Source organism: Clostridium sp. CM027, from assembly GCF_024730565.1.
GTDB lineage: Bacteria > Bacillota > Clostridia > Clostridiales > Clostridiaceae > Clostridium_AD > Clostridium_AD estertheticum_B.
The window spans coordinates 3,761,165-3,781,135 of record NZ_CP077725.1 but is presented as its reverse complement, the minus strand read 5'-3'; the positions used below and the strand labels follow the sequence as shown (position 1 = coordinate 3,781,135).

19 protein-coding genes are annotated in these 19,971 nt (G+C 31.6%); 1 reads left to right on the top strand and 18 read right to left on the bottom strand.

The genetic code is table 11. The features are described 5' to 3' along the window. Positions 1–6 precede the first annotated feature (6 nt). The 5 genes from KTC92_RS17945 to KTC92_RS17925 all read right to left on the bottom strand — a co-directional run bounded on the left by KTC92_RS17945 (position 7) and on the right by KTC92_RS17925 (position 7,734). The gene (locus KTC92_RS17945) at positions 7–702 is read right to left on the bottom strand and encodes a response regulator transcription factor (RefSeq protein WP_216301647.1); all 696 of its coding nucleotides are present in this window, start codon (positions 700–702) and stop codon (positions 7–9) included. A 243-nt stretch (positions 703–945) separates the two neighbouring features. Further along, entirely contained in the window at positions 946–3,447 is a 2,502-nt protein-coding gene (locus tag KTC92_RS17940; protein WP_220286695.1) for an ABC transporter permease, read from the bottom strand. Between the two features lie 13 nt (positions 3,448–3,460). Further along, the gene (locus KTC92_RS17935) at positions 3,461–4,147 is read right to left on the bottom strand and encodes an ABC transporter ATP-binding protein (protein ID WP_216301645.1); all 687 of its coding nucleotides are present in this window, start codon (positions 4,145–4,147) and stop codon (positions 3,461–3,463) included. Positions 4,148–4,537: 390 nt separating this feature from the next. After that, positions 4,538–7,036 carry an FtsX-like permease family protein gene (locus tag KTC92_RS17930; RefSeq protein ID WP_220286694.1) on the bottom strand — a complete coding sequence of 833 codons (2,499 nt, stop codon included), beginning with the start codon at positions 7,034–7,036 and terminating at the stop codon, positions 4,538–4,540. An 11-nt stretch (positions 7,037–7,047) separates the two neighbouring features. After that, positions 7,048–7,734, bottom strand: a complete 687-nt coding sequence (locus tag KTC92_RS17925; protein WP_258280644.1) for an ABC transporter ATP-binding protein — start codon at positions 7,732–7,734, stop codon at positions 7,048–7,050. 249 nt (positions 7,735–7,983) lie between these two features. Here KTC92_RS17925 and KTC92_RS17920 point away from each other — a divergent pair, with 249 nt between their 5' ends. Beyond that, positions 7,984–8,286 carry a hypothetical protein gene (locus KTC92_RS17920; protein WP_220286693.1) on the top strand — a complete coding sequence of 101 codons (303 nt, stop codon included), beginning with the start codon at positions 7,984–7,986 and terminating at the stop codon, positions 8,284–8,286. Between the two features lie 63 nt (positions 8,287–8,349). Here the strand turns inward: KTC92_RS17920 and KTC92_RS17915 are convergent, their stop codons facing one another. The 13 genes from KTC92_RS17915 to KTC92_RS17855 form a co-directional block, all read right to left on the bottom strand. Continuing rightward, a complete protein-coding gene (locus KTC92_RS17915; protein WP_220286692.1) occupies positions 8,350–9,111 on the bottom strand; it encodes a hypothetical protein in 762 nt (253 codons plus the stop codon). Then, complete coding sequence (locus tag KTC92_RS17910) at positions 9,111–9,806, bottom strand: ABC transporter ATP-binding protein (RefSeq protein WP_216301640.1); 696 nt, start codon at positions 9,804–9,806, stop codon at positions 9,111–9,113. Before KTC92_RS17910 ends, KTC92_RS17915 begins: the two co-directional genes overlap by 1 nt. Beyond that, positions 9,799–10,176, bottom strand: a complete 378-nt coding sequence (locus tag KTC92_RS17905; RefSeq protein ID WP_216301639.1) for a GntR family transcriptional regulator — start codon at positions 10,174–10,176, stop codon at positions 9,799–9,801. The genes KTC92_RS17910 and KTC92_RS17905 overlap by 8 nt, the downstream gene beginning before the upstream one ends. A 146-nt stretch (positions 10,177–10,322) precedes the next feature. After that, complete coding sequence (locus tag KTC92_RS17900) at positions 10,323–11,273, bottom strand: ABC transporter permease (RefSeq protein WP_220286691.1); 951 nt, start codon at positions 11,271–11,273, stop codon at positions 10,323–10,325. After that, a complete protein-coding gene (locus KTC92_RS17895) occupies positions 11,266–12,186 on the bottom strand; it encodes an ABC transporter ATP-binding protein (RefSeq protein WP_216301637.1) in 921 nt (306 codons plus the stop codon). Before KTC92_RS17895 ends, KTC92_RS17900 begins: the two co-directional genes overlap by 8 nt. A 37-nt stretch (positions 12,187–12,223) precedes the next feature. Continuing rightward, positions 12,224–12,985: a hypothetical protein gene (locus KTC92_RS17890; protein ID WP_220286690.1), complete on the bottom strand. Its 762-nt coding sequence runs from the start codon at positions 12,983–12,985 to the stop codon at positions 12,224–12,226. Then, the gene (locus KTC92_RS17885; RefSeq protein ID WP_216301635.1) at positions 12,985–13,680 is read right to left on the bottom strand and encodes an ABC transporter ATP-binding protein; all 696 of its coding nucleotides are present in this window, start codon (positions 13,678–13,680) and stop codon (positions 12,985–12,987) included. The genes KTC92_RS17890 and KTC92_RS17885 overlap by 1 nt, the downstream gene beginning before the upstream one ends. Further along, positions 13,673–14,050, bottom strand: a complete 378-nt coding sequence (locus KTC92_RS17880; RefSeq protein ID WP_216301634.1) for a GntR family transcriptional regulator — start codon at positions 14,048–14,050, stop codon at positions 13,673–13,675. Before KTC92_RS17880 ends, KTC92_RS17885 begins: the two co-directional genes overlap by 8 nt. A gap of 158 nt (positions 14,051–14,208) precedes the next feature. Further along, positions 14,209–15,897, bottom strand: coding sequence for a [FeFe] hydrogenase, group A (locus KTC92_RS17875; protein WP_220286689.1), 1,689 nt, complete (start codon positions 15,895–15,897; stop codon positions 14,209–14,211). A gap of 4 nt (positions 15,898–15,901) precedes the next feature. Continuing rightward, positions 15,902–17,776, bottom strand: a complete 1,875-nt coding sequence (gene nuoF / locus KTC92_RS17870; protein ID WP_216301632.1) for an NADH-quinone oxidoreductase subunit NuoF — start codon at positions 17,774–17,776, stop codon at positions 15,902–15,904. Position 17,777: 1 nt separating this feature from the next. Beyond that, positions 17,778–18,254, bottom strand: a complete 477-nt coding sequence (locus KTC92_RS17865; RefSeq protein ID WP_220286688.1) for an NAD(P)H-dependent oxidoreductase subunit E — start codon at positions 18,252–18,254, stop codon at positions 17,778–17,780. Positions 18,255–18,359: 105 nt separating this feature from the next. Continuing rightward, entirely contained in the window at positions 18,360–18,998 is a 639-nt protein-coding gene (locus tag KTC92_RS17860) for an ABC transporter permease (protein WP_165413177.1), read from the bottom strand. Positions 18,999–19,014: 16 nt separating this feature from the next. Then, complete coding sequence (locus tag KTC92_RS17855; protein ID WP_220286687.1) at positions 19,015–19,968, bottom strand: ABC transporter ATP-binding protein; 954 nt, start codon at positions 19,966–19,968, stop codon at positions 19,015–19,017. Positions 19,969–19,971: the final 3 nt, after the last annotated feature.

Sequence of the window (19,971 nt, the reverse complement as noted above, 5' to 3'; positions counted from 1 at the left end):
ACTAATCTACCCCTTAATAATCTCCTTATTCCACTTGTACCCTAGCCCACGTTTATTGACTATATATTGTGGTTCCCTCGGGTTATCTTCTATTTTATCTCTTATTCTCTTAATATAAACAGATAGTGTATTTTCATCAAAGAAAGGATCTTCCCCTTCTAATAATTCACACAATATCTCATCCCTCTTCATTAGAACATTAGGTTTATTCATAAATATTAATAAAAGTTTATATTCTTGCGCCGTAAGATTTATGACTTCACCATTTTTCCACACTGCTGATTTTATATTATCAACTAATATATTTTCACTTTTCATTGTACTTTTTATAGATATATTTTTAGAGTTGCGCCTTATTAGTGCCTTTATTCTTGATAAAAGTTCTCTTACGCGAAATGGCTTTGTTATATAATCATCCCCACCTATTTCAAGTCCCTGAACTATATTAACCTCATCATCACAGGCTGTTAAAAATATTATTAGCACATCACTTTTGCTCCTTATGTACTTACATAATTCATATCCATTTCCATCAGGTAAATTAACATCTAATAAAATCAAATCAAACTTTTCTAAATGGAATAATTTTTTTCCACCTTCTACTGTTGCGGCTCTAGAAACTTCGTAGCCACCATCTTTTAGAGAAAACTCTATGCCAAGGGCTAGTGATTCATCATCTTCAACTAATAATAATCTATTCATCTCGTTCACCTCATCCTAAATATTGTTAAGTAACACATTAATAATACCTCAATTATGTCTTAAGTTAAAGCTAATGTATATAGAATTTCTTACCAACTTGTCTTATTTCATTGGAATTCATGTTACAATTAACATATAAATAAACTATAATTAAACAAGTACTTATATAATATTACGGTACAAATTTAAGGCATGTTAAAAAAAATTCATGATTTACTATATAATAAAAAACAGAGAAGATTATTAATAATCTTCTCTAACTGCCTCTATTAAGTTTTCTTTTTTAATTCTTGAAAGTGGTGATAATACTGAAATATAACTTATTACTATAGAGAAAGTTCCCGCAATAGCTATTGCCTCCCATGGCACCATCCATCGCATCACTCTAAATCCACCCATTGCTTTGAACAACATAAAGGATATGCCGCAGCCTATTATACAGCCATATATAGCACCAACAATGCCGTAGAGAAGTCCTTCTAGCACAATCATTTTCTTTAAACCCTTTTGAGTTAGCCCTATGGATTTTAATGTAGCAAACTCTCTTTTTCTGAGGATAATATTTGTTGTTAATGTATTTATAATATTAACACTTCCTATTAATGAAACCACTAGTACAAATCCATACAATAATATTTTGATCATTAATATTGAAGATTTATCTTGTCTATTTTCATTTATATTATTTATTACCGTTAAAGAATTATTTGATTTTATGGCAGCTTCTATTGATATTTTCGCTGCATCTTCATTTTTTACATCTTTAAGAACTATTTTTAAGTTTTTAGGTTTAATCTCCTTAATATCTGTTAATTTCTTTCCCATTTCTTCTGTTGTGATTATTTTTAATCCATTTGAAGATCTCCAATAATCAAAAGGTTCATTAATAATTGCCATAACCTTTACTTTATTAACTTTGCCCTTGCCAAATTCAACCTTTGTTGCTTTATTAGAAAAACGCTCATTAAAAGAAGCATCATATTGTAGGTCTATTTCATCTCCTACTTTTACATCTGCTAGTGGTCCAACATACACTTTCTTTGTATTTTCATCATATACTGTATTTTTGTTAATTAAGATTACTCCATTTTCACTATTTAGTTTTTCTATATCAATATTTCCTGACTTTAGATATTTTTTAGAAACTTCTAGTGAATCCTTATCATAAATTGAAATGGAACTTTCTATAAGGGTTTTCTCCACTCCATCTAAAGTTGATTTTTTGTATATATTTTTCATATCTTGAATTTTCTTAACTTCACTGTTTTTACTTATTGTCATATCGAAATTATAGGTACTGAACGATCCATATACCTTATCAACTGAATTCAGTGCTTTAATATCATCTTCTATTTTACTATTTATGAAGTTTTCTGTTGCATCCCTATTACTTATAACTGTGAAATGAATGTTTTTTAATTCATTAAGATCGGATGATATATTAAGTGACATATCCATGAAGGATTTAAAAGTGACAAATAACACCACACTTATTACTATTGAAAAAACAGTTATCCTATATCTTTTTCTATTTCTCTTTATATTTTTAGCAGCCAATGCTCCTTCAAACCCAAATATTTTTTGAATAACTCTATTCTTTCTTCTTTTTATTTTCTCCTTTGTTATAGAAGTTCTACCACTTATAGCATTCAGTGGTGAAATTCTGCCTGCGAAATATGCTGGCACGAGTGCTGATAGGTATATCGCTATAAGACCTACAGCTACACTTATGCATAAAATCATAGGTGATATAGAAATTTTCATAGGCATAAGTGAACCTACATCAATTAATTTAAATGCAATGCTTATTCCATATATAGCTATAATACTGCATATGAGACCTAGTGGAATAGCTATTACTGCGAGGATTGTTGCTTCTCTTAGGACAATCTTTCTAATTTGTATTGGAGTAGTTCCCACTGCTCTTAAAAGTCCAAACTGTTTAATTCTTTCCACAACGCTTATTTGAAATGAATTATATATTACGGCTATTGTTGAAATTAAAACTATTCCAATTATTATTGCTAAGGTTTCAAATAATTCTCTAGAATTTGAATCACCCGCTCCTTGCATTCGTAGCAAATTATCGTTTTCCGTAACGGTATCTTTCTCCCCTAACTGCTTTAATTCATTCACGGCAGTTTTTAAGTTTGTTTTTGAGCTTATTTCTACCAGTAACGCCGCATTTTGCTTGTTAATATTATTATTTTTAGATAAAATTGATCCATTACCATCTAACTGATTTTGTACATTATCCCCGAGTATTCCTACAAGAGTATATTCTTTCTTGTCAACTTTAATTTTATTTCCTACTTTAACATCCTTATCAATATGTGACAAAACCCACTTTTCCATTGCTACTTCATTTTCTTTTTCTGGCAATCTCCCTATCTTTGTTTTATAAGGAAAAAGTTCTAAAGCCTTATCTGTTGCTGTTATTACGTTAACAACTAATTTATCACCTATCTTTATTTCTTTACTTTTAATATACAATCCAGACCTCGCCACTTTAGGGTTATTAACTATTTTAGAGATTAACTTTTCATTCGTTTTTTGAAATGCTAAATGATAAGCACCTCCCCTGTTTATAGCCTCCTGTATCTTCGCATCTTGCATTCCTTTAAAGAAAAGACCTATTGTTGATATAAGTGCAACTGATAGCATTATTCCAATAATCGTAAGTGCGGTTCTTTTTTTGTTTTTCTTTAAATATTTACCTGTGAGCTGTTTATAACTAGTTATCATCTCTTTCCCTCCCCTAGTTTACTTTTAAGTTTTTGTCCGAAGTTATTTCACCATCGTAAATGGTAATAACTCTATCTGCCATGTTTGCTATATTAACATCATGGGTAATAAGTATTAGTGTTTGATTATATTTTTTAGCAGTAAACTTTAATAATTCCATAACATCTTTTGAATTCTTAGTATCAAGATTTCCTGTTGGTTCATCTGCAAGTATTATTGACGGCTTATTAAATACAGCTCTACCAATTGATATCCTTTGCTGTTGACCCCCTGATAATTCTGATGGAAGATGATTTTTCCGCTCGCTAAGTCCTAATACTTTAATAAGCTCTTCTAAATAGATTTTATCCACCTTATCATTATCAAGTAAGGCTGGAAGTGCTATATTTTCCTCTACATCTAAAATAGGTAGTAAGTTATAAAACTGAAATACAAAACCTATTTTTCTTCTTCTAAACACTGCAAGTTTTTCTTCCTTGTAATCATAAATGCTTTCTCCATCAATAACTACATTGCCAGATGTTGGTCTATCTAGTCCTCCGAGCAAATGAAGAAGTGTACTTTTTCCAGAACCTGATGCTCCCACAATTGCTACAAACTCACCCTTATCAACTGATAAATTTATATTTTTAAGTGCATCCACCTTGTTTTCGCCTTTTCCATAAGTTTTATTTAAATTTTCAACCTTTAAAATTTCCATTTATATCTCTCCTTTTTTCTTTTCTCATCACTATAACCATATTATACTTCACTCACCACTTTCACTCCATGTCACTCAACTTACAAATAAAAAAGTTATCTTACAGTACCGTAAGATAGTCTAATAAAACCAATAACTCAAAAAACAAAAACACCTGAATAAATTTCATATTCAACCTGGTGTTTTATATTTTATTTATACTATTATGCTATATCTCTTTTAACAAAGGCCAAATATGCATATATTTTGACCAATTAAATGTAGCGAGTACCATTGCTACGATATTCCCCACAGTTAAAATAAAAACTCCAATGCCGACAGCCATTAATATTAAATGCTCCACCTGAAACCGTGAAAACAGAATTCAATATAATATTAGTCGTATTTTGATTAATAATCTTCTCTAACTGCTTCAATTAAATTCTCTTTTTTAATTCTTGAAAGTGGTGATAATACTGAAATATAGCTTATTGCTATAGAGGCGATTCCCGCAATAGCTATTGCCTCCCATGGCATAATCCATCTCATCTCTCTAAAGGCACTCATTGATTTGAACAGTAGAAATGATATGCCGCAGCCTATTATTGATCCATATATAGTACCAATAATTCCATAGAGAAGACCTTCTAGTACAATCATTTTCTTTATACCCTTCTGAGTTAGCCCTATGGACTTTAATGTAGCAAACTCTCTTTTTCTAAGAATAATATTTGTTGTTAATGTATTTACAATATTAACACTACCTATTAAGGACACTACTAGTATAAATCCATACAATAATATTTGGATCATTAACATTCCGGATTTTTCAGTTCTATTATTATCTATATTATTTATTACCATTAAAGCGGGGTTTGATTTTATGGCATTTTTTATTCCTATTTTTCCTGCTTCTTCATTTTTTACATCTTTAAGAACTATATTTAAGTTTACAGGTTTAATGTCCTTGCCCTCGGTTAATTTCTTTCCCATTTCTTCTGTTGTGATTATTTTCAATCCATTAGAGGTTCCCCAATAATCAAAAGGCTCACTCTCAAGAATTGCCATAACCTTTACTTTATTAACTTTGCCTTTACCAAATACAGTCTTTGCCTTAGCGGCTTCCCCTTCCTCAGAAGCATCATATTGAAGAGCTATTTCATCTCCTACTTTTATATTTGCTATTGGTCCGAAATAATCTTTCTTTGTAGCTTCGTCATGTATTCTATTTTTATTAATTAAGATTACTCCATTTTCACTATTTAGTTTTTCTATATTAATATTTCCTGACTTTAAATATTTTTTAGAAACTTCTAGAGACTCCTTGTCATATATAGCGATAGAACTCGCTATAAGGGTTTTCTCCACTCCACCTAAAGTTGTTTTTTTATATATATTTTTCATGTCCTGAATTTCTTTAACTTCACTATTTTTGTTTACTGCCATGTCAAAAGAATATTGATTATATTCTTTATATACCTTATCTACAGACTTTAATGCTTTAATATTATCTATAGTTGTGTTTTCGGGGTTACCTCCAACAGTATTTTGAAAAACTGTGAAGTGACTGTTTTTTGATTCATTAAGATTTGATGATATCTTGAGTGACATATCCATCAAAGATTTAAAAGCAACAAATAACACCACACTTATTACTATAGAAAAAATAGTTAATCTATATCTTTTTCTATTTCGCTTAATATTTTTAGCTGCTAATGCTCCCTCAAACCCAAATATTTTTTGAATAACTCTATTCTTTCTTCTTTTTATTTTCTCCTTTGTTATAGATGTTCTACCACTTATAGCATTCAGTGGTGAAATTCTTCCTGCGAAGAATGCTGGCACTAGTGATGATAGGTATATTGCTATAAGACCTACTGCTGCGCTTATGCATAAAACCATAGGTGATATAGAAATTTTCATAAGTATAACTGAATCTGCTCCAATTAATTTAAATGCAATATTTATTCCATATATAATTATAATGCTGCATAGTAATCCTAATGGAATAGCTATTGCCGCGAGGATTGTTGCCTCTCTTAGGACAATTTTTCTAATTTGAATTGGAGTAGTTCCCACTGCTCTTAAAAGTCCAAACTGTTTAATCCTTTCCACAACACTTATTTGAAATGAATTATATATTACGGCTACAGTGGCTATTAAAACTATTCCAATTGTTATTGCTAAGGATACATATAATCCTTTAAGACCTGAACCAGAATCTCCTGCTCCCTGCATTTTTAGCAAATAACTGTTTTCCTCAACGGTATCTTTCTCACCTAACTTCTTTAATTCGCCTACGGCAGTTTTTAAGTTTGTTTTTGAGCTTATTTCTACAAGTAACTGTGCATTTTGTTTATCAATATTATTATTTTTAGATAAAATTACTCCATTACCATTTATTTGATTTATTACACTATCCTTAAGTATTCCTACAAGAGTATACTCCTTATTACTAACTTTAATTTTATTCCCTACTTTAGCGTTTTTATCAATAGATGGTAATATCCACTTTTCCATCGCTACTTCATTTTCTTTTTCCGGCAATCTCCCTATCTTTGCTTTATATGGCAAAAGTTCTAAAGCCTTGTCTGTTGCTGTTATAATTTTACCAGCCAATTTATCCCCTAGCTTTGTTTTTTCGCTTTCATTATACAATCCACTTCTAGATACTTTAGGATTATTAATTATTTTAGATATTAACTTTTCATTGGTTTTTGTAAAAATTAAATGAGAAGAACCATACATATTTTTAGCATCCTGTATCTTCGTATCCTGAATTCCTTTAAGGAAAAGTCCTATTGTTGCTATAAGTGCAACTGCTAACATTATTCCAATAATCGTAAGTGTGGTTCTTTTTTTATTTTTCTTTAAATATTTCCCTGTGAGCTGTTTATAACTAGTTATCATCTCTTTCCCTCCTAGTTTACTTTTAAGTTTTTGTTCGAAGTTATTTCACCATCGTAAATGGTGATAACTCTATCTGCCATGTTTGCTATATTAACGTCATGGGTAATAAGTATTAATGTTTGGTTATATTTTTTAGTCGTAAATTTTAATAATTCCATAACATCTTTTGAATTCTTAGTATCAAGATTTCCTGTTGGTTCATCTGCAAGTATTATTGACGGCTTATTAAATACAGCTCTACCAATTGATATCCTTTGCTGTTGACCCCCTGATAATTCTGATGGAAGATGATTTTTCCGCTCGCTAAGTCCTAATACTTTAATAAGCTCTTCTAAATAGATTTTATCCACCTTATCATTATCAAGTAAGGCTGGAAGTGCTATATTTTCCTCTACATCTAAAATAGGTAGTAAGTTATAAAACTGAAATACAAAACCTATTTTTCTTCTTCTAAACACTGCAAGTTTTTCTTCCTTGTAATCATAAATGCTTTCTCCATCAATAACTACATTGCCAGATGTTGGTCTATCTAGTCCTCCGAGCAAATGAAGAAGTGTACTTTTTCCAGAACCTGATGCTCCCACAATTGCTACAAACTCACCCTTATCAACTGATAAATTTATATTTTTAAGTGCATCCACCTTGTTTTCGCCTTTACCATAAGTTTTATTTAAATTTTCAACCTTTAAAATTTCCATTTATATCTCTCCTTTTCTCTTTTCCTCATCACGGTATACATATTATACCGCCATAACCATATTATACCGTGGTAACCGCTCATACTCCATATCTCTACACTTACAAATAAAAAAGGTTATCTTACAATTTTGTAAGATAACCTAATAAAGTAGCACTAAAAATGTGTTATAATTTTACCATGTATTTAAATCATAGGAAAACAATATGTATACAACTGAAAGTACAATTATCAGAGGAGATGATGAATCATGGATACGAATATACTAATAGCAATACTACTCTTAGTTCCAGCAGGTCTATTTATATACTTTGATAAAAAGCTATTAATTAGCAGTAAAATACAAACAAAGTTTAAGATAAATAACTTTTTAGGACTATATCTTTTCATATTAATAACCTTGGTGCTTAGCACATTTATAGTTGCAACCTTAGCAATGCTTTTTCATATATCTAGCACTTTTACATATGCGATTCAATCTATGCTAATTGGAGTTCTTTTAGGGTTATTCTCAAATATAAATAAAATATTTAGAAGAAAAAAAAGAATTTAGAAAAGTATTTTAAAACCACCTGGATAAATTTCATATTTATCCAGGTGGTTTTAATTATTTTCCCTATGATAGATCCAATTTTTTATCTATTAGATAGGTAGAGGTTATGAATAATCCTACAAAAGTAATTACCTGAAATATGGCACTCGCAATATTAATATTAAATGCTCCACTTGAAACCGTGAAATCAGAATTCAATATATTATTAGTCGTATTTATTGAAAAATTGCTCAAGTTAATTGTTTGAGGGAATTGCGTTGTAATTTTAGTTGACAGCCAGCCTATTGCAACTGTTAGTATTATAAAATTTATAAAAGAGCCTATTTTACCTAGTTTTTTGCCTTTTAAGGCTACTTTGCCAATAAGCATACAGAAGTATATAACTGTTAGGGAATAAACAATGCGCCATATATATTGAATTATAGAAAATAATATTAGACCACTCTTAATATCTTTTAAAAAGTTTAAATCCATTTCTTCAGGTATTGTCAAATAGAACATTAAAATGGATACAAAAGCAACAATGGATATTTGTATTAAAGCGGTTATCAGCCTGGATGCCATTATCGATACTCCAGATTGTGGAAGTGTAAATAATAGGTAGCCTGAGTCTCCGTGTAAGTATTTACTCATAATCTTTAACGAAGATATAAATATTACTATTATGGCGCCAATAATTAAGCATATAGATAATCCCATTACTGTATTACCGTCCCAGGTATCTTTCTTTGTCATAAGAAATAGGTTAGCAATTATAACAGATATACAAACTCCAATTATGGTTAAAAAAGTTGATCTTAATTCATATTTTATAAGCTTAAACATTATTGAAATACCTCCCTATACAATTCATCGATTGACTTTTTCTTACTAGTTCGTAATTCTTCTGCATTACCTTGAAGCACTATCTCTCCATCAGATATAAATGCTACATCATCAAAAATCCGTTCTATATCATTTACAAGGTGTGTAGTAATTATCATAGAACTATTTTCACTAAAGTTATTAACTATAGCATTTAATATCTTTTCTCTAGTAGTAGGATCTACTCCCCCAAGCGGTTCGTCAAGTATATAAAGCTTTGCAGCTCTCGAAAGTACCAATGTAAGCTTTAACTTTTCTTTCATTCCTTTTGACAGGCTTTTCACAGCGCTATTTTCATCAAGGTTCATAAATACGAGCATTTCCTTTGCTTTTTTTTCATCAAAATCAGAATAAAAGTCCTTAAAATATTTCACTGTATCCTTTACCTTCATCCACTTTAGAAGATACTCATTGTCAGGCAAATATGAAACTATAGACTTTGTATAAACACCAGGCTTTTGACCATTTATGCGTATTTCTCCTTTCGATGGATGAAGTATTCCTGCTGCTATTTTTAAGAATGTAGTTTTACCACTACCATTAGGACCAAGAAGTCCTACAATTTTCCCTGGCATTATATCTAGGTCTACACCGCGCAAGGCTTTTTTAGTTAAATACGACTTGCATATTTTTTTTGATTTTAATATATTATTCATCTTGCATTACCTCCATAGTTTCCTTTGAAACAGATTTAATTATTTCATTAGTAGTAAATCCTAAGCTTTTCATTCTAAGTATAAAAGAATCTATAACTTCCTTTGCCATTTCATTTTTTAAATTATCCACCATATTTTCATTCTCCTCCACAAATGTTCCAGTTCCTCTTTGTGTATAAACAATTCCAAGTCTTTCGAGCTCTTGATAGGATCTTTGAAGCGTATTTGGATTCACATTTAAATTCATTGCCATTTCTCGTACTGAGGGCAGCTTATCCTTTGATTTTAGCTTTCCTGTAACAATATCCATTTTTATAAGGTCCATGATTTGTAGATATATAGGCATTTTATCATTAAATTCTAAATTCATTATTCCATCTCCTTTCAGAAAATACATCGATTTCCTAGTGACATATGTTAATAGTACACTGCAACATTAATCGTGTCAATATGAAAATATAGACCACCTAGATAAATTTTATATTTATCCAGGTGGTCTATATTTTATTTATAATATTATGCTACTATATCTCTTTTTATAAAAGCTGCGTATGCAATAACATTGAAAATTATAAAATAAGCTATCAGTACAGTAATTGAAAAGTTCATTGTCATTCCTTTAACCAATGGCTGTCCATCAATATATTGATTCAAATTCGTATTTGCAAATAGAATATATTTTGACCAATTAAATCTAGTGAGTAGCATTGTTACGGTATTCCCTACAGTTAAAAGAAAAACTCCAATACCTATGGCCATTGCACTATTACGGAAAACTGTAGAAATCATAAATGCTAAAGTAACCATCATAACTAAGCTTATACACTGAAGTCCATAAACCTCCACAATATGTGCTATCATATTAACTTCAGTAATTTTGCCAGCAACATTTGTAAGGAATGGTGTACCTGACCCTTTAAAGCTAAACAATGTTCCTCCAATAAGAAATGAAACTACTAAAAGCACTAAAAGCATGAAAAGAGTGTATCCTAAAACAGAAATATATTTTGAAAGTAGAATTTTCCACCGTTTTGAAGGTCTAATTAGTAATAGTTTAATTGTGCCTCCTGAAAACTCATTGGCTACTATTCCACCACCCATTATAATAGCAAAAAGAGAAATTAAAAATATTAGGCTACTTGCTCCTTCTACAAATCCCCATAACGATTTATCCTGTATAGGTTGTATGTCATTTTTAAGACGATATTCATTAGTTTGTAACTGCTTTGTAATTCCGTCCTTTTCCATTTTAGATATCCCTGGCCTAGCTAATGATTTTTTAATTTCCTGGTTTTGAATTGTTATGTCTGATTTCCAATCACTTTTAGGCGCTTGGGTACCTGTAAATCTAAATAAGAGCCCAACTGCTACTATAATAAGAACTAATATACCCATCATTATCCATGTGCTAACGCTATGAGCAAGTTTCATATTTTCATTACGAACTAGATTTATTATTTTACGCAATTCCATTACCCCCTGTCATTTCTAAGAATTTTTTCTCTAAGCTTTGTTGCACCTTACGAACACCGTAAATTTTAATTCCCTGCTGCACAAGCTTTTCAACTAACCCAGGAACATTTTCTATATTTTCCTTAATTTCAATTTCTTTTTCATTTATTTCTGGTTTATATTTACTACTAAGACTTTCTAAATATGCTTTTGCACTTTCAATCGGCGAAACATCTAGAGCTATAACTGAATCCGACTCATCCTCAAGCATTTCTTTCATATCCTGAATTCTAACCAATTTTCCATTTTGCAGAATTCCTACCCTATCGCACATAAGCTCCATTTCTGAAAGCAAGTGGCTTGATACTATTACTGCAACATTTTCTTCTCTTGCAAGTGTCCGTAAATGATTACGCAATTCATGAATACCAGCAGGATCTAATCCATTAGTAGGTTCATCTAATACCAATAACTTTGGAGAGTTAAGGAGCGCTTGTGCAACCCCTAGTCTTTGACGCATACCTAGTGAATATGTCTTTATTTTGTCATTTATTCTTTTTTCAAGACCCACAATTTTTATAACCTCATCAATACGTTCCTTCTTTAAGTCTGGATACATCCTCCAAAAATGAACAAGATTTTGATACCCAGTTAAATATTTATATAAATCTGGATTTTCAATAATTCCACCGACTTTAACAATGGCTTTTTCAAAATCCTTCTCAACATTTAATCCATCAATATACATTTCACCTTTAGTAATAGACATCAGTCCTAAAAGCATTTTAATAGTAGTAGTTTTACCTGCGCCATTTGGTCCGAGGAATCCAAACACCTCCCCTGAACGCACGTCAAAAGTAAGATCATCTATTATTACCTTTTTACCGATTTTTTTTGTAACATTCTTGATTTGTACTATAGTTTCCATGTTGAACCTCCTTATATGAGTTTTAAATTATTAAATCTTATGATAAATCTAATTTTTTATCTATTAGATAGGTAGTGCTAATGAATAATCCTACAAAAGTAATTATCTGAAATATGGTATCTGCAATATTAAGATTAAGTTCTCCACCTGAACCCATTAAATCAGAATTTAATATACTATTAGTCGTATTTATTGAAAATTTATTCAAGTTCAAGTTTTGAGGTAATAGCGTTGTAATTTTAGTTGACAGCCAGCCAATTGCTATTGATAATATTATAAAAATTATAAAAGAACCTATTTTACCTAGTTTTTTACCTCTTAAGGCTACTTTGCCAATAACCATACAAAAGTATATAAATGTTAATAAATAAACAATGCCCCATATATATTGAATTATAAAAAATAATACTACACTGAGCTTGAAATATTTAAAAAAACTTAAATCTATTTTGTCTATTGAAGTCAAATAGAGCATCAAAATGGATACAAACGCAACAATGGATATTTGAATTAAGGCACTTATCAGCCTTGAAGTCATTATCGCGCTCCCAGATTGCGGAAGTGTAAACAACAGGTAGCCTGAATCTCCATATAAGTATTTGCTCATAATTTTTAATGAAGATATAAATATTACTATCATGGCGCCAATAATTAAGCATGTAGATAATGCAGTTACTGTATTACCACCCCAGGTATCTTTCTTTGTCATAAGAAATAAGTTAGCAATTATAACCGATATACATATTCCAATTATGGTTAAAAAAGTTGATCTTAATTCATATTTTATAAGCTTAAACATTACTTAAATACCTCCCTATACAATTCATCGATTGACTTTTTCTTACTAATTCGTAATTCTTCTGCGTTACCCTTAAGTACTATCTCTCCATCAGATATAAATACTACATCATCAAAAATTCGTTCTATATCATTTACAAGATGTGTAGTAATTATCATGGAACTATTTTCACTAAAGTTATTAACTATAGCATTTAATATCTGTTCTCTAGTAGTAGGGTCTACTCCACCAAGTGGTTCGTCAAGTATATAAAGCTTTGCGGATCTTGAGAGTACCAATGTAAGCTTTAACTTTTCCTTCATTCCCTTTGATAGGCTTTTCACAGTGCTATTTTCATCAAGTTTCATAAACTGGAGCATTTCCTTTGACTTTTTTTCATCAAAATCAGAATAAAAGTCTTTGAAATACTTCACCGCATCCTTTATTTTCATCCAATTTAGAAGATACTCATTATCAGGTAAATATGAAACTATGGACTTTGTATAAACACCAGGCTTTTGACCATCTATTAGTATTTCTCCTTTCGATGAATGCAGTATTCCAGCTGCTATTTTTAAGAATGTAGTTTTACCGCTACCATTAGGACCAAGAAGTCCTACAATTTTTCCTGGCATTATATCTAGGTCTACTCCCCGTAGGGCCTTTTTATTTAAATATGACTTACATATTTTTTCTGATTTTAATATACTATTCATCTTGTTTCACCTCCATAGTTTCCTTTGAAACAGATTTAATTATTTCCTTAGCAGTAAATCCTAAGCTTTTCATTCTAAGTATAAATAAATCTATAACTTCCTTTGCCATTTCCTTTTTTAAATCATCTACCATATTTTCTCCCTCCCCCACAAATGTTCCAGTGCCTCTTTGTGTATACACAATTCCAAGTCTTTCAAGCTCTTGATAAGATCTTTGAAGCGTATTTGGGTTCACCTTCAAATTTGTTGCCATTTCTCGTACTGATGGTAATTTATCCTTTGATCTTAGCTTTCCTGTAACGATGTCCATTTTTATAAGATCCATAATTTGTAAATATATAGGCATTTTGTCATTAAATTTCAAATCCATGATTTCATCTCCTTTCTGAAAGTACATTAACGTCCTAGTGACATATGCTAATAGTACACTAGAACTTTAACGTTGTCAACATAGAATATGTATTTTAAATGTATAATGATACAATTTTACAAAAAAAAACCATCCGTATATGGATGGGTGTTGATTACTCAACTTTTTTTATTGTAGTGTACATGTAATAGTTCATGAACCTTGCCTTTTAACAATCCTGAATATAACGAATTCATTAATGGGTTGTCATCTGTACGACTTATACTATTCATTTTATCTGCTTTATATAATCCAGTACCACGCTTAGATTTCCCTTCTGCTTTTACGAATGGTTGTCCTGCGCCACTAACGCATCCACCGGGGCATGCCATAACTTCTACAAAATCATAATGAGCTTCACCGGATTTTATCTTCTTTATAACGTAATCTGCATTTTTGAGTCCACTTACTATGGCGAATTTTATTACGCGCTCATTTACATTAATACTGGCTTCTTTAACGCCGTTCATACCTCTAACACCATCAAAAGCAAGTGCACGTAATATTGCAATCGGTTGATCCCCTAAAACTTTACGTATAACAGCTTCACTAACACCACCCGTTACTCCAAATATAACCCCAGCTCCACTACTAATTTCAAATGGCATATCTAGTGCCCCAGGTTCTAATTCTGAGAACGCAATTCCTGATTCTTTTATCATATTAATAAGTTCTTGCGTCGTTACTACATAATCTACATTAGGAACACCATTCTTTTTAAATTCATCCCTATTTGCTTCGAATTTTTTTGATGAACAAGGCATAATTGCTACGCTCACAAGTTTTTTATCATCATCTTTGTAATGTTCCTTCAATACAGAAGCAAACATTTGCATAGGAGATTTACAAGTGGAAACATTTTTCATTAAATCTGGATAAGTATTTTGAACATAATTTACCCAGGCAGGGCAGCAAGATGAGAATAGAGGTAAGCTCTCATTATTTTTAAATTTTGAAATAAATTCATTTGTTTCCTCTATAATTGTAAGGTCTGCCCCTACTGAGGTATCAAATACCTTATCAAATCCCATTTTTCTAAGGACAGTTACTATTTTTCCCATTGCATTTTTGCCATCTTCTTGTCCTAATTCCTTGCTCATAGATACCCTTACAGCAGGAGCAATTTGAACTACCACCTGTGTATTCTTATCACTAAGTTCCTTCCAAAGTTTATCTGTAGTACTCCTTACTACAATAGCACCAGTAGGACATACTGCTGCACACTGCCCGCAACCAACACAATTAGAGTCTCCTATAGGTTCATTAAATGCCGTTGAAACAGTCATTTTAGATCCTCTGCCAACAAAATCAATTGCTCCAACGTTTTGTACTTCTGCACACACTCTTACACAATCACCACATAAGATACACTTGCTTGGATTTCTTACTATGCATACAGATGAATTGTCTGGTTCAGGTTCTTTAGCAGTATTTTCAAATCTTACTTTCTTTATTCCGAAACGTTTTGCTAACTCCTGTAGCTTACATGAAGTATTTTTTTCACAGGTTGTACAATCTCTGCAGTGATTTGCAAGCAGTAACTCAAGAATATTCTTTCTATACTTTCTAAGTCTTGGCGTATTTGTATATATATCCATGCCAGCTTTAGGAGGAGTAGAGCATGCGGCCTCAATGCCTCCATGTTTGTTTTCAACCATACACATACGACAAGCTCCATAAACTGAAAGCTCTGAATAGAAGCATAATGTAGGTAATTCGATACCAGCTTTTCTAACTAGTTCAAGAATATTTTTTTCGCCCTTTATTTCTACAGGTACATTATCTATAGTCATAAACTGTCCATTCATTCTATTACTCCTCCTTTATAGCTTTAAATGCACAAGTATCAACACAACTACCACATCTTATGCACTTGTCTTTATCAATTGTAAATGTTCCTTTAATCTTACCTGAGATTGCTCCAACTGGACAAATTTTTGAACACTTTGAACATCCCTTGCAAATTTTTGAATCAATAAATATTGTCTTAAGCTTCTGACATGTTTTAGATTGACATTTTTTATAAGTAATATGAGCTTCATACTCATCACGAAAATTCTTAATAGTACTGACAACTGGTAATGGCGCTGTCTTTCCAAGTCCACATAGTGATGTTGAAGATATGGTATCTGCAAGTTCTAAGAGCATATCTATATCTTCAAGCTTTCCTTTACCTGCAACTATTCCTTCAAGAATTTCAAGCATTCTTTTAGTACCTTCGCGGCAAGGAACACATTTGCCACAGGATTCATTTTTTGTAAAGTTCATAAAGAATCTTGCAATCTCAACCATACAAGTATCTTCATCCATAACTACAAGTCCACCCGACCCTATCATTGCCCCTGCTTTTTTAAGTGAGTCGAAATCTAGTGGCAAATCAAGATCATCTATTGTAAGACATCCACCAGATGGCCCGCCTATTTGTACAGCCTTAAACTTTTTGCCGTTTTTTATTCCTCCACCAATATCAAATATTATTTCTCTTAGAGTTGTGCCCATTGGCACCTCAATAAGTCCTGTGTTTTCAATATTTCCTGTTAAAGCAAACGCTTTTGTACCAGGACTATTTTTAGTTCCAATTGATTTATACCATTCTACGCCTTTATTAATTATTACAGGCACATTAGCAAAAGTTTCAACATTATTAAGAACTGTTGGCTTGCCAAAAAGTCCATTCTCAACAGTTCTTGGAGGTTTTACCCTTGGCATACCTCTTTTCCCTTCAATGGAAGCTGTTAGTGCACTTCCCTCACCACATACAAAAGCACCTGCACCTCTATTAATCTGGATATCAAAACTAAAATTTGTCCCAAGAATGTTTTCCCCAATAATTCCATATTCTTTTGCTTGTTTAATAGCACTCGAAAGTCTATCTACAGCAATAGGATATTCTGCACGAACATATAAAAAACCTTTTTGTGCACCACAAGCAACAGCGGCGATTATCATTCCTTCAATAACCCTATGAGGGTCTCCCTCCATTAGACTCCTATCCATGAATGCCCCTGGGTCACCCTCGTCACCGTTACATACAATATATTTTATCTTTTCCTTTTGGCGCTGTACCTGCCCCCATTTACTACCAGTAGGGAATCCACCGCCTCCACGGCCTCTTAAATTTGATTCATTTATTTGGTTAATAACCTCATCTGAATTCATATCAAATAGTACTTTTTCAAATGCAGAATATCCGCCTATAGCGATATATTCTGCTATTGAAGTTGCATCAATGTGTCCACAATGTTCAAGTGCAACTCTAGTTTGTTTTTTATAAAAAGAAATTTCATTCTGCTTCCTAAATATATGTCCATTTTTGGTATATACAAGTCTTTCAACACATTCATCTTTAACTATAGTTTTATCCACGATTTCTGCGCAATCTTCCATCTTTACTTTTAAATATAAATATCCAAATGGTTCTATTCTTATAAGAGGACCCATTTCACAAAATCCATGACATCCGCTTTTTTTCACTCCAATAGTTTCCTCATGTGGCTCTTTCTCAAGGCTTACTTCACAATTTATGCCCTTTTCCTTTATAATCCTTATTAATTCATCATAAATATCTAGGGATCCACCTGCAACGCAGCCAGTACCAGCACATACAAGAATTTTCTTTTTTTCTTTTGTAAAACTATTTATATAAATATTTCTTGCATTAATTAGATCATTTCTATTATGAAGCATATTATTTTTCCTCCTTAAGAGTATTTAAAAGCTCCATTGCTTTTTCTGGGGTCATAGAACCATGTACTTTATCATTAATACTCATAGCTGGTGCAAGTCCACAAACACCTAGACAAGAAACTGTTTCTAAAGTAAATGTTAAATCATCTGTTGTAGTTTTAGTTTCCGAAAGTTTTAAATGTTCTCTTAGCTTTTCTAATATAGGAGCAGATTTTCTAACGTGACAAGCAGTACCATCACATATTTTTATTATAAACTTACCTTTAGGTTGTAAAGAAAAATTTTCATAAAAAGTTGCCACACTATATATTTTTGCTCTGCTCATACCAAGCTTTTCTGAAAGATACGAGAATACCTCCTTGGGTAAATACCTATAGCATTCTTGGGTGTCCTGCAATATTGCAATAATATTACTAGATTTAAATTTATGATTTTCTAATATAGTATCTAGCTTACTATAATCAAATATTGTATTCATTTTTCTCCCCCTTGTAAATTCAAAAAATACAAATGTATTTTATAATATATCACCTTGGTAACTTTTGCTATAAAACTTCTAGCTATATATTTTAATATAAGAACATCAAACTTCGCATTTACCACTGGCTTTAAAACTAGCCAACTTTTCCAAATATAATAATATTTCATTTGCAACTATTGCAAGTCCTGCAGACATTATAGTTCCCCATAATATTTTAGGAAGGTAATTCATCCTAAGTCCATCAAACAAAATAACTCCTAACCCACCAGCGTTTATTACCGAGGCAATAGTCGCTATGGAAATGGTAGTTACAGTAGCAATTCTTATTCCCCCAATTATTATTGGAAGAGCTAACGGCATTTGTACTTTCAAAAATAACTGAAAAGGGTTAAAACCCATCCCTTTCCCGGCTTCTATAATGGATGAATCTATGGACTTAAATGCTGCGAATATATTTCTAACTAAAATATACTGATTATAAATTACTAAAACGAAAATCGCTGTTCCTTTTCCAAGGCCTAATAGAGGTATTAATAAAGCAAATAATGCTAGACTAGGCACAGAATAAATAACCCCTAAAGAGGATAAAACTACTACAGATAAAACTTTTGACCTTAAAATCAAAAGTGATAGAGGGATTGCAATCACGAGTGATATTGAAATACTTAGTGATACAATTTGAAGATGCTGTAGCAGCAAAGTTAACATATTATCATGATACTTATATAAATACTCTATCATGCACTATCCCCCCTGTTCACTGACTTATTTTTAATTGCTCAAGTGTTATTTTGCCAACAGCTTCATGATTATCCTTCTCAACAATCAAATGATCGATATTTTTTTTAAGAAAATATGCTAACAAATGTTGCAAATCCTCATTTTCATTAACTCTTGTGTCATCTTCCATTGTTTTTGAATCCAAAGGAATCATTACAGAACTCGCACGTACAAACTTAAGTTTTTGAATAACATTCTCTGAAGAGACCAAACGGGTAACAAATTCATTTTCTGGATGAAATAATATATTGTACGGTGTATCGAACTGTTGAATTTTTCCTTTATCCATGATTATTACTTTATCCCCCAATTTGAAAGCTTCATTAACATCATGAGTTACAAAGAGAATTGTCTTATTAAGCTTTTTTTGAATTCTTAGGAGTTCCTCTTGAAGATTTAGTCTAGTTATAGCATCTATCGCTCCAAAAGGCTCATCCATAAGCATTATTTCAGGATCAGCAGCCATAGCTCTTGCTATTCCAACCCTTTGCTGCTGGCCTCCTGATAATTGCCTTGGATATCTTTTTTTGAAATCCTTAGAAGGAATACTCACTAAATCTAACAATATATCAACTCTTTGCGCTATGTCTTTCTTTTTCCACCTTAAAATATTCGGAACTGTAGCAATATTTTCCTCCACAGTCATATGAGGAAATAGCCCAATTTGTTGAATGACATATCCAATTTTCTGCCTATGTTTTTCAGCGGGAATATTTTTAATGTTTTCTTTGAAAAATAATATTTCCCCTGAGGTTGATTCATATATTCTATTTATCATTTTCAAAAATGTAGTTTTACCTGAACCCGAAGTTCCCAGTATTGTTATAAAACTACCTTCTTCAATACTGGCACTTACATCTGTTACAGCATATTGCTCTGAACCCTTAAATTTTTTGCTTACTTTTACAAATTCAATCGCTACCCTTTTCAAAAG